The 12668-nt window shown below is 34.5% G+C and carries 9 protein-coding genes; 3 read left to right on the top strand and 6 right to left on the bottom strand.

Annotated features, from left to right (window positions below):
* The 5 genes from ACOALF_RS03525 to ACOALF_RS03545 all read right to left on the bottom strand — a co-directional run bounded on the left by ACOALF_RS03525 (position 1) and on the right by ACOALF_RS03545 (position 6117).
* Complete coding sequence (locus ACOALF_RS03525; protein ID WP_419241129.1) at positions 1–1557, bottom strand: hypothetical protein; 1557 nt, start codon at positions 1555–1557, stop codon at positions 1–3.
* Complete coding sequence (locus ACOALF_RS03530; protein WP_419241130.1) at positions 1527–3185, bottom strand: sodium:solute symporter family protein; 1659 nt, start codon at positions 3183–3185, stop codon at positions 1527–1529. Before ACOALF_RS03530 ends, ACOALF_RS03525 begins: the two co-directional genes overlap by 31 nt.
* Before the next feature lie 413 nt (positions 3186–3598).
* The gene (locus ACOALF_RS03535) at positions 3599–4813 is read right to left on the bottom strand and encodes an IS256 family transposase (RefSeq protein WP_419241131.1); all 1215 of its coding nucleotides are present in this window, start codon (positions 4811–4813) and stop codon (positions 3599–3601) included.
* Positions 4814–4872: 59 nt separating this feature from the next.
* Positions 4873–5781 (bottom strand): FAD-dependent oxidoreductase, encoded by a 909-nt coding sequence (locus ACOALF_RS03540; RefSeq protein ID WP_419241132.1) that lies wholly within the window; start codon positions 5779–5781, stop codon positions 4873–4875.
* 105 nt (positions 5782–5886) lie between these two features.
* Complete coding sequence (locus tag ACOALF_RS03545; RefSeq protein WP_419241133.1) at positions 5887–6117, bottom strand: hypothetical protein; 231 nt, start codon at positions 6115–6117, stop codon at positions 5887–5889.
* A gap of 437 nt (positions 6118–6554) precedes the next feature.
* On the opposite strand from ACOALF_RS03545, the gene ACOALF_RS03550 reads away from it, so the two are divergent.
* Positions 6555–7421 (top strand): ankyrin repeat domain-containing protein, encoded by an 867-nt coding sequence (locus ACOALF_RS03550; protein ID WP_419241134.1) that lies wholly within the window; start codon positions 6555–6557, stop codon positions 7419–7421.
* A 686-nt stretch (positions 7422–8107) separates the two neighbouring features.
* Positions 8108–9643: a hypothetical protein gene (locus tag ACOALF_RS03555; RefSeq protein WP_419241135.1), complete on the top strand. Its 1536-nt coding sequence runs from the start codon at positions 8108–8110 to the stop codon at positions 9641–9643.
* 222 nt (positions 9644–9865) lie between these two features.
* On the opposite strand, the gene tilS is transcribed toward ACOALF_RS03555, so the two are convergent.
* Positions 9866–11209 carry a tRNA lysidine(34) synthetase TilS gene (gene tilS / locus ACOALF_RS03560; protein WP_419241136.1) on the bottom strand — a complete coding sequence of 448 codons (1344 nt, stop codon included), beginning with the start codon at positions 11207–11209 and terminating at the stop codon, positions 9866–9868.
* A 208-nt stretch (positions 11210–11417) separates the two neighbouring features.
* On the opposite strand from tilS, the gene ACOALF_RS03565 reads away from it, so the two are divergent.
* Positions 11418–12653 carry a dihydrolipoamide acetyltransferase family protein gene (locus tag ACOALF_RS03565; protein WP_419241137.1) on the top strand — a complete coding sequence of 412 codons (1236 nt, stop codon included), beginning with the start codon at positions 11418–11420 and terminating at the stop codon, positions 12651–12653.
* Positions 12654–12668: the final 15 nt, after the last annotated feature.

Here is a 12668-nt window from a genome sequence, read left to right on the forward strand (position 1 = left end):
TCATAAAGTAAAGAAGCATAAAATCACTTTAGGAGAGTGAACAACCCATTCTACCACTAATGCAGCAATCCCTACAGATCGAACATAAAACAACTGTCCAGAGTCATGCCGTTTAAAGCCAAAATGTTTCCGCAATAATAAAATCAAGCCAGAAATTATTTTCATATCAATAGGATCCTCTTGAAGAGAGGATTTGCAAACACAGTCATGGAATTGCATCAATACCATCATCGAATCGGCTTGTTCTTTAGGTGTGACAGGCGCTCCTGTGGTTAAAGTATCTATAGGCAATTTAGTAGTCATCCTACTAAGGATATCCGTAACCTTGTTTGGCAATACCAATAACATAGCTTTTTTGCTAGCATCATCAGGAGCTTCTAAATATCCATAGTGTGCCCCAATAATAGTGGACATAGTTTGCATCTGAAGATCTATTGATGGGAGAGCTTCCCGTTTACCTTTAGTTTCCATATAATCCATGAGATCATCATATTGCTTCTTCACTTTAGGTAACACTTTCGCATCAACAGTAGTATGGCTGATAACCAGAGCAGTAGCTTTAAAATCCATAAAGGTAGGGTAGCTGTTATCGATAGGATCTACTTGTATAAAGTGCAAAGTAGTAGGATGCAGTTGTATACGAATAACTGGTGAAATATCGTTCTCTATTTTAGCAATCCTTAAAACAGATTGAACCAATAAATAAACTAATTGGTTGATATCGCCTATAATAGATAGGCTTTTATCAGCATCGTTTATTGTTTCTAACAGGATCCTAGGTGGATCAATAATCTCTTGGAATAATGCCACTTCCACTTTACGAATCAGTTTATCGAAAGTAATTTGAGTAGGCTGTAACAGCGCATGATCTTTATATTTTTCTCTCCTATTGAAATAGGCTATCCAATCATAAAACTTATTGATAATACTTTGTAAATCTTGCTTATAAATAGGAGTATTATTATCTAAGAATGAGATAGATTCCTCAATCTTACCAACTACTTGGTTTAAAATAAGCCCATAACCCCTAGGGCTAGAGGAAGTAGTACCATTAGATGGAACCAGCGATGCATCATATAGGCATGCTTTTAACTTTTGTCCCTCCTTAAACTCTTCTTTACCATTCAAGTAACTTACTTTATCATAATAACTATTTACCTTAAGCCTAAGGTAAACAAAAATGCCAAAAACAAGTAATCCTAAGCCTAAACAAATCAATAATAGAAATGCAATAGTTGATGACGATAGAACCAGAACGAATGGATTTGTACAATAGACTGAACTAAGAAATATAGCGATTAATAGAGTAGCTATTAAAAAACTTACACCCAGATATAAGGGTAGGGCCAACAAGGTTACCGATAAATGAGTTAGAGATAATCCTAAGGTTAAAAAAAGATTAGTGCCATGCCACCAGTGCCAAAGTACATTGATAGGAAGGCAAAAAGCCAGACCTATTGTAAAAAATAGCCCCATCATCCAACCTGGAATATGTTGTATCTTGTCTGATATAAATGTGCTATGTCCTAAAAAAAAGCACCTAACAAAGTTTGGCATATAAGCCAATAACTATGACCTGAAATAGAGGCTATAAAGTAAGTCAATAAATTACTGATGACAGTATAGAATCCAATAAATGTTAGTGTATAATGATTGGGTTGAAGCTTAGCTAAAGTATTTTTTTTATCCGTCCAAAAATTTTTAATCCTTTCTTTTCGTTCTGCCTTCCTACGGGCATTTTCTTGTTGAATTTGTTTCAGCGTATCATCTGTACCCACCCAACCTGCACTTTCTGGCTGTTTTAGGAAATAGTGAGCGACCATCATAGCTAATCCATTGGCCAACATAGAAATGAAAGAACCATCTATTCCTGTTCCAGGCTCAACACACTTATTCCAAGCTAAAATCGTTAATACACCTGTAGCCATACCGATCAAAGCGGTACGAGAGGTGCCGCGAAAACCAAAAACCGATAGTAGAAAGGGGGCCGTTATTATAGGTATAGAAAAACCTAATCCTAATTTTAGTAAATCCAATAAATTTCTACAATAAAAAGCTAAAACCATAGCGAATATCCCTATCGCTATGGAAGTTATCCTAACAAGTCGAATCTGATAAGGATGAAACATTACTTTTAGAAATTTTACACTTTCCAGTATATCATGGCTAACTATAACGGAACAAGAGTTCAATGCAGAATCAGGTGTGGACATAGCCATGGCCAATAAACTGATTGTAACAAAACCCTGAAAAATAGGTGGAATATGCTCCATAACATAACCCCAAACGCCTATCATAGGTAAGTTTGGCGCCCATACAAAAACAAATAAGCCAATAAGGATGATAAGATTGTCTATAAACAAGCAAGCAATACCAGAATAGAAAAAAACCTTTTTTGCTTGAATAGGACCAGAAGACATGTAAATCCTTTGTATAGTTGTAGGTTTTATGAAATTCAATAAATAAGATAAAAGCAATGCAACCATACCAACTAGATTAGTATCAAAACGAAAAACAGTCGAAAACTGAAATTTTTCTTGAGTTTGTAAAAAGGAAATAACTTCTGGAAATGGATTTCCTGCATTTATAAAAATAAACCAAGTAAGAAGAGGAATAATAATAGAAAAGGTCAAAAACTGGAATACATCTGTCAAAGTGACTGCACGAATACCTCCAAATGTAGAATATAAAATAAGGATTAAGGTGGCAAGAATAGTAATAACGCGATAATTAATTAAATCTACACACATTCCAATTACGAGTGACATTACATTAATTTGCAGCGCAATAGTAGCAATAGAAGCACAAATTCCAGATAAAGCTGTAATAATCCTTGCATACCTACCATATACACTACCTAGCGTTTCTGCCATAGAAAGATGCTTCATAAACGGACCCATACGTAATGCTAAAGGACTAATGACCCAAATGTTGAAGCTACCTATAAATGCAATGATTACCCAGTAGAGCCCACCACTATGAATTTCCTCTACAACATATACCAACGCTCCTCCACCATATGCGGTAGCTAATAAGGTAGCTACCAGGGTAGCTGTAGAAAAAGTTTTATTTCCTATTGCATATTCTCGAATGGTGGTTGACTTATTATTATAACTATAGTAGATGCCAGTGGCTAAGGTAAGTAGCAAAAAGATTACTACCATAATAAAAGGAAGATTAGACATAAGGGACATAAGATTTGAATATACGTTTTCTGTATCTGGATCAGATGTGGAATATCCATTTGTATTTATTAAGGAGCCAATTCACACCTCATCATAATATAGTGAACAATAATAAAAAAATATTAATGAAGTTCATTGACCAGTTTAGAGCAGAACACCTGCCATTTAACTTAAGAATAAAATAAGTAGACATGATACGTATGTTTGTATTTCAGTACTTTTAATAGAAAATAAGGATATAATATTACGTATACATCCGTTATTTAGCCAGTTATTTTACATGCTTGTGGAATAATTTTAGAAGACTTCCGTAGAACGGATTTTGCCAAAATGGAACCAAGATAAGCGTGATACATTAAACCACGGGATCCTAATCCTGGAGCCTGTAAATTATTTTGTGTAAGTGCCGTTTTTTAGGAGAATCTTCCCTCAAATTCGATAGCGAATCGATTCAGAGCCGCTCTCCAATCATGTAAAGACATAGTCCACTTTTGTGATGCCTTCTGTATGGCTAAATATACTACTTTTAATGCAGATTGGTCATTAGGAAAAATTTTACGGTTATTGATAGATTTTCTAATAACGCTATTGAGTGATTCAATGGCATTGGTCGTATAAATAATTTTTCGTATTTCATCAGGATAGTCAAAAATAGTTATAATGTTGCTCCAATTTTTATGCCATGAACGACTAATAGCTGGATATTTTTTATCCCATTTTTCACTAAAAATAAGAAGTGCTTCTTCCGCTTGCTCAAGAGAAATAGCGCGATAAATAACTTTAAGATCCGATGCGACGGACTTCATGTCCTTATAGGGTACATAACGTAACGAATTACGAATAAGATGAACAATGCATAACTGAATTTTGGTTTTTGGAAATACTGTATTAATAGCATCTGGAAATCCGGTTAATCCATCAACACAAGCAATAAAAATATCCTTAATGCCACGATTATTTAACTCAGTTAATACTGAGAGCCAAAATTTTGCACCTTCGGTTTCTGCTATCCACAAACCAAGTAATTCTTTTTGCCCTTGACAATTAATGGCTAATGCCAAATAAATTGATTTGTTGATTACGCGTTTATCTTGATGACACTTGATAACGATACAATCTAAATACAATATGGGATATACTGTTTCTAATGGACGATTCTGCCAAACAGTAATCTCCTCAATAACAGATTCAGTTACTTTCGAAATTAAACTGTGTGATACCTCTGTACCATACAGCTCTTTGAATGTATCTGAAATATCTCTGGTAGTCATCCCTCTAGCATAAAGAGCCAAAATTTGTTCATCAAATTCAGTGAAGCGAGTTTGCCCTTTGCGAATGATTTGAGGATCGAACGTGCTGTTTCGGTCACGTGGCGTATTAATTTCCATTTCGCCAAAATCACCCTTTAATCGCTTAGGAGAGTAACCATTACGGCTATTTCCCGTGTTCCTGCCTTCTATAGCATGCTTTTCATAGCCAAGATGATCCTCTAATTCTGCATCCATAGCACGTTCTACCGTGATTTTTAATAGTTGCTTGCTGAGAATAGCTAAATCTTTTTCACTCTTAATAGACTTCGACAATTCATTTAGTAGATTTGGATCTATATTTATTTGTTGTTGTTCCATTGCTTATGACTCATTTATAACTAACGATTTAATCCGTTAGATTAGTTAATAATAAGCATTTACACAATTTTATTTACAAACTCTAATCCTGTAAAACACCAAGTTTTATTATCTAATTGATCAATAATTGGATAAGAGGACACTAATGAACGGTACACCCTAATACCAGACTTGTAGCCCAGTACTTGAATATCACTTTTAAACCATGGATCTACTTGATATCGAATAAGTTTTGTAGCCTCATCTAATGTAATATCTGTTAAGTCTGTTCTAGACGTTGTACCCATATAACATATGTTACTTTGATCCGTTAGGCTTAAATAACCGTTACCAATAAGTCCATAAGTCAATCTTTTTTCGCATACTAATATCTCTCCTCTTTTTAGCACTAAATTTAATTCAGGATATAAGCCAACAATATTAGCACCACAAGCTAGAATTACCTTATCAAAATGAGCACTGTCATTGAGCGTAAAAGCCTGTAACGCTAATTCAGCCCCACAACGAGCACATAAATGCCAAATTCCTTTTAAATAAATATCCATATAGACACTTAATCCACCTGGAATAAATAAAGCTGACCTATATATTCCTGTCTCATTATATGTATGCTGTAGGTCCCATAAGGATAGATCCTCTTGTGTTTGGACTATATTAGAAAAAACTTGTTGATCCTCTGGATTTATAGCGCAACGAACAATACCACTTGGTTTATAGGTTGCTTTCCCTATAGCCTTTGCTGCTGCATCTAGTAATTGTATGGTTGCGGCTATACCTTGTTGGGCACGCCAGTTAAGTTGTGCAAGAGAACCTGTATATGGATGCAATAATCCTGCAGCAGCTCCTGAAGCGCCTGCGCCTATACCTTCTTTCTCAAATAACTGTATTTTTAAATTACGGTCTATAGACAAAAGATGATAACAAGTAGCAAGTCCTGCAAGCCCTCCTCCTACAATGGCTATACGCATCCCTAATAATTATTTTATATGATGACTATCAGAAAGATTTTTATTAACAAACTTTACCAATAGAATTAACGCTATACTTATAAGTTATAAGCCTACAACTGAATATCAATATAAAAAACTTTTTAATGCGTCATGAATAAGATTAGTTTTAGAATAATAAATATCCCCTGATATACCCTTTTTACGTATATATGCTTCTATTTTATCTAGTATATCTTTAGAAACCACAAAACTCATTCTAGCTACTTCTGGCTTACTAGTAGCATTAGGAGTAAAATCATCTAAATAACTTTTTTGAGATTCTCTTTTATCATTAATTCCTATACGTTTACTCATTTTTACTATGAATTGTATAGGATAGATAAAATAATTGATATTCAAATGATTATATAAAAATTTATAAGGGAAAAGAGAAGCCTTTTTTATTCTGAATTAATTGGTTAACAAGGAGTTTAGAACCAAAATCAGACAAACTGGGCTTTTAGTTAAAAGACCCCTATAAGAAAACAGACTTAGCGTACAATAATTTCCTATATACAAGTTGACATATAATAGGGAGAATATGTCATAAATAAAAAACTGGTTAAATAAAACAAGACTTATCATGTATTTACGAACGATTTTACCTAGTACCCTTATATAGTGAAAAGTTAAACAAGGATCTAATACAGCATATTGTCAAAAGTAAAATAAAACGAAATAGTAGATTTTGAATGGAAAAAGTTTTGGTAGTTATCGTGTATATTATAATAACTATAAAAAACTTTATTATTATGTGTAGAAAGTTTAAAAGATATGTAGAGGTCATTGTATTTTACAAATTGGCATCCATTCTAGTTTCTATCTCATATTTAGTACTTACTACTGGATGTAATAAAATGGACTGGAAATATGGTGAAGATGAAAAGCCAACATATAGTTCGGAAATGTTGAGTAATGATTCACGTAATATTATTCATTTCAAATCTGATGAAAAGCCAGATTTACATATAGCAGTTGAACAAGGTGATATAAACGCGGTCAAATGTTTAATGAAAGATCAAAGTACTAATGTCAATGCAACATGTAAAGAAGGCAAAACCGCTCTTCATTTATCAGTAGAACTAAATAAACCAGATATCGTCTCGCTTTTAATTGAACATAAGGATATTGATGTCAATCAAGCCTATTTTAGAAATACCCCTCTTCATATAGCCTCAAGCTTGGGTTTCCTAGAAATGGTTAAAATATTACTAACTGATCCAAAAATTAATGTCAATGCAACAAACTATCACGATGAAACCTCTCTTCATATAGCCTCAAGCCGAGGTTTCCTAGAAATAGTTAAAATATTACTAACTGATCCAAAAATTGATGTTAAAGTTAATTTAAAAAATGATCGTGATGAAACCCCTATTTATATAGCATGGAAAAAAGGTCATACGAAAGTTTTTGAATTACTACTTCAAGATAAAGTGACCATACATAAGTGTTCTATATGCCTTGGTCTTATATCCATTGACAGTGATATTTTATATGTAACTAAATGTGGCCATATTTTTTATAAAGCATGCATAGAAAACTTGATAAATGAAGATATGAAGAACGATAGGAAAGAAACATCATGTCCTAATTGTAGGGCCGTTATCTTGAAAAGATAGTTAGTAAATGATTTTCAGATCGATGGGGGCTTTCTAACAGATTTTGTAAGTCGATAGCATTCTACTTAATTCTACCTTCAAATAGAGAGATACTAGGAGCATGGTGTACTCTAAATCCAAGTAGCCATGGTATAAAGCAGATGAAAATATCTAATAGTTTATTTGCTTTTTAATAAAATTTTTTCAAATTTTTAGAGTATTGTTGCTTCTTCAAGAAGTCAGTTTTAGGAACTAGTTTATGTAAAATCCATTTTAATTTTACATGGATTTAAAGTTGAAAGTAGGTAGAATGGCTGCAGCTATGGTCATCTTAAACTTGGTCAAGAAAATCTTATGTTGTCATGTTTCTATAGTGACATTTTATTGCTTAGTAGGAATCAAAAATTTATTCAAAAATAAAATACTTATACGGCACCTTAAAAAACAGTTAATTATATTAAAAATATATTAAAAATTTTACGCTACTTATTCCCATCTAAAAGCAATATAAAATGGGTTGCTCTGTCACCTTTTTTATTTTCATGATTTATTGCAAGTATCAGATCTAACCTAGCTAACCTGATGTAATCAATACATTTCTTTCTAATTCAACAGTTAATTTTAATAAAATGAAAAAATACCTGGTTAATTTATTAAAAAATAGATTTTATAACAAGGATTTATGCTCTTTTTTTAACTGTCTATTTTTGGCATGCTTTATATATGGCTGTAGTACGAAAAATATTAGTAATAAAAATGAAGAAGACTACATAACCAATAAAATGATAAACGACGATAATAATATGAGTCATTCATCAGCAAGTATACTAGATAAATATGGAAATAATGACTTGCATAGGTCAGCTAAAGAAAATAATTATTCTTTTATTAAAAATTTCATCGATAGTTTTAGTAATAATGATTTTCACTTTTTACTTGCTGCTTTAGAAGCAAAAAATTTCGCAGGTGAAACCGCACTTTATATTTTAGCCAAAAATAGTTGTTTAGATACTATTAAAATGGTCCTATGTAGGGTAGAATACCTACTTAAATCTGTCGTAAAGAAGGAAAGTATAGGTAAAATTTTAAGTCTTGAAAATAATTGCGGATATAACACGATTGATATTGCAGCCATAAATGGGCATGAACATTGTGTTATATTTTTATCGGATTATGTTGATCTAGAACAATTAGAATCTACTAAGTCGAAATTAAGTTTGTATACTCAGGGTCCTAATCCAAGTATGATGGAATTATTAGATAATATGATACGTATTAAAAACCTTTATATTTCAGTCAAAAACAAAAATTTAAATGATAACGATTTAGATGATTTTAAAAAAATCCTATGCAGATTATCTGTTCAAGATTTCTGCGATCACAAATATGAAAGTCAATATATAAAAGAAGTATTAAATCAACGAAATGGGCAAGAGTTCAGCCTGATTCATAGTCTATCCAAAGAAGGACGTATTGATTTTATTAAAATTATCTTGAAGCATATAACAACAGATGAATTAGAGGATATGATTCATACAAAAGGTTGTAGTTGTAATTGCCATGAAAGTGTGATCAAACTTTTATTTGATATAGATCAAGAAGGCAATATCCAACTGCATAATGCAATCAAAAATGGCAAATATTCTCGTGTTAATGATATTTTTGGCCGTTATGAAGATAAAGTCCATCGGTATAAAGCTACAATTGAAATGCTAAAAACACAAAATAAGCAAAGAGATACTCCATTACATATTTTATCCAAGATGTGGAATAAAGACAATGATGATGTTAGTGGAGATATACTTAAAATGATCTTAAAAGAACTTATACATGATGATCTAAATAAGGATATAGATGAAATTTTTAGTATTCAAAATAATGATCTCTTTACCTGTATTGATTTAGACATTCTAAAATACAATAATACAAATTTCATTGAAATTTTATTGGGTGAATTACAGCAGCATGGTTGTATCATATCACAAGATGTGCTAGAATCTACTATTCGTTTTGCAGAAAATCGAATTAAAGAAATTAGAAGTAGAGAAAATGTTAAATATCGTCAAAAGATTGAAGGTCAAATTCAACTAGTAAAAGGTTATATAGAATATCCAGCTAAACCTATAGATGAGCTTAGTAAATCTCTATCTGTCAAAGGAAAAAGATCTGATCCATGTCCAAAATGTGGAAAAATATTCTATGACAACGGGGCCTTAAATCAGCATATAAAAAGAAAACACTAGGATTATGTCCCCGAATCAGGACCTAGCAACAAGAAGCAGAAAACTGAATAGTAAGATTGAAAAATACAACCATAGTATATTTGGATCATTTAAGGGTGCTAGGCAAAATCGTTCGTAAATGTACGCTAAGGTTTTACCATTTAGCGGCATACTCCTCCATAATTTATAAAAAACAGGTATAAAAACAGGAACTAGGAAAAAACGTACCTATTTTTACCAATGTTATGAACACATAGTTGAGAGATCATCCACTACGATTTCGAATACCCTTTTTGTCGCCTGGCTTATTTTAAAACGTTCGTCTATGCGGTGGCCTACTACCCATAGAATCTGATATTTGCTTGTGACCACTAATGTTTTATTTTTAATGGCCATTGGTATTTTAAGGTCAATCAATAGATCGCTAATTTTTTTACGCCCTTGCATGCCAAGGGGGTAAAAAATATCTCCAGCTTTCCATGGGCGTATCGTCAGCGGAAATTGCAAGAGATCGTAATCAAATGCGCCCACCATTGCTGTTTTTTTTAATATATAGTCGGCTTTAGAGTAAAGGTGAAAGTGTAGGCTATGGCCACCATAGGCCAGCGATTCTGTAGCCGCTGCAATCGTTTTTTCTTGCAGCAGCGATGTTTTTTTTTTGCTGATTAACCACATTTTTCTATCTACATATAAGGTATAGTCTGTTGCATCGATGCGCTTTCCGCTCGCTCTAGTGCCGCTTATCAGCTTTTTGATTTGTATAAAGGTAAAACCATAAGGACGCAATAATTCAAATGCAACAGTAGCGGCCCATGGCTGATCGATGATTTGGTCGATTGCTAAGTAATGCGTCCTGTCTTTAAAAGTGCTGATCTCTTTTTTAATCTGAGCCAGATGGTCTTCAAAGAGGCTCCCTACCTCTTTTAATTTTGTAATGGTTTCTTGCGTAGTGGCTTCAAAGTTTGGGTTAATTTGGTGTAGCAGGGGAATGATTTTGTTGCGGATAAAGTTTCTTTTATAATGGTTGCATCTATTTGAGCTGTCTTCCTGCCAATGGAGTTTTTCTTGTTGCGCATAGGCTATGATCTCCTTTTTGCTGGTAAAAAGCAAAGGACGTATCACCTGGCCATGTATCGGCTGCATACCATAAAAGCCTTTAATGCCTGTGCCTTTAATAAAGTTGAATAGTATGGTTTCAACTGAATCATCCCAGTGGTGTGCTGTAGCGACTTGATGCCATCCATGTTCCTGCAGCAGTTTGTGAAAAAAATTATACCGTAAAGTCCTGGCAGCCATTTGGATCGAAACCTTCTGGTGATGCGCAAAGGTGGTCGTCTCGAATCGGGTGGTATAACAGGGTACCTGATAGGAAGCGGCCAATGCTTTGACCCACTCAGTTTCTTCATCTGCTTCTGCGCCACGTAAGTTGAAATTACAATGGGCAATCGCAAAAGGCAGGCTAGCCTGTTTAAATAAGTGCGTGAGTACTACAGAGTCTACGCCGCCGCTTACGGCTAAAAGCATAGTTTGGTCTGGATTTTTGATCAGTTGTTCGCGCTGCAGAAAGGCTAAAAAAGATGCTAACATAGATGTAAAAAAGAGTGGTTGTTTTCCTGTTTGGGCATAGCATTTCCATGCGGCTGAATGGATGTGTTATAGATAACGCAGTATAGTTGCTAAATTATATGTAAATTTATCGAAAAGGAATTTATATTTTATTTCTTGCTCAAGCAAAAGGAAAGGTAAAAGTGCCTTATCAGATGAGATTTTTTTCGAAAACAGGTTATGTAAACATATGGCAGAGTTCATTAGGATGCCTAAGATGAGTGACACCATGCAGCAAGGTGTTATAAGTCGCTGGATCAAGCAGGTAGGGGATAAGGTAGTAGCCGGAGATATACTTGCTGAAATAGAGACCGATAAAGCTACTATGGAGCTAGAGGCCTATGATGATGGTACGCTTTTGTATATAGGTGTAGCAGAAAAATCAGCCGCACGGGTCAATGATATTATTGCCATTATAGGTGAAGCTGGAGAAGATATTAACGCCTTACTGGCTGTTACGGCTTCTATGGATGGGGCTACTGATGCCGATATGACGCAGCCATCTCTTCCGTCTGATTCCGTTGTAGACCACCAAGTGGTAGTGGTAGAAGCTACTTGCGCTACCCAGCCTGTTTTGCCTTCAGATCGCTTTTTTGCTTCGCCTTTAGCCAAAAAAATAGCAAAAGAAAAGGGATATGATATCACCCAAATTCAGGGATCTGGTGCTGCAGGGCGGGTCATTAAGCAGGATGTAGTTGACTTTGTACCCGATCACTTAGAAGGGCCTTTTGACGTGCCGATGCAATCATCTTATCAAGACCTGCCGATTTCTACTATGCGTCAAACGATCGCAAAGGTGCTGACAGAGAGTAAAATGCATATTCCTCATTTCTACTTAACGGTTGGCATTAATATGGGTAAAGCCCTTGCGTTGCGCACAGAGCTGAACCTCCATGCGGCAACAAAGATTTCTATTAATGACCTGATTGTTAAGGCTGTTGCCTTGGCGCTTGTCCAACATCCTAAGGTAAATGTGGCATGGTTAACCAATAAGATAAGAAGCTACCAGCATGCCCATATAGGTATAGCGGTAGCTGTTGAAGAGGGTTTGGTGGTTCCTGTAGTGCGTTTTGTAGATCGAAAACCACTGGTAGAAATGAGCAAAGAGGTAAAAATGCTATACGAGCAAGCGCAACGGAAAAAACTTACTGCTCAAGATACTACAGGTGCTACTTTTACCATTTCAAATCTAGGCATGTTGGGTGTAGAATCCTTTTCAGCTATTATTAACCCACCTGCAGCTTGTATTTTAGCCGTTGGTGCTGTTCAGGAAGTACCTATTGTGCAAGATCATCAGGTGGTTCCTGCACATATCTTACAGGTTACTTTGTCTTGCGACCATCGCGCGGTAGATGGCTCGGTAGGCGCATTGTTTTTGTCTACGTTAAAAACGTTGTTGGAAAACCCATTTAGTCTATTGCTATAAACTTCTAGCCTACGA

This window comes from Cardinium endosymbiont of Nabis limbatus, assembly GCF_965196625.1.
Lineage (GTDB): Bacteria > Bacteroidota > Bacteroidia > Cytophagales > Amoebophilaceae > Cardinium.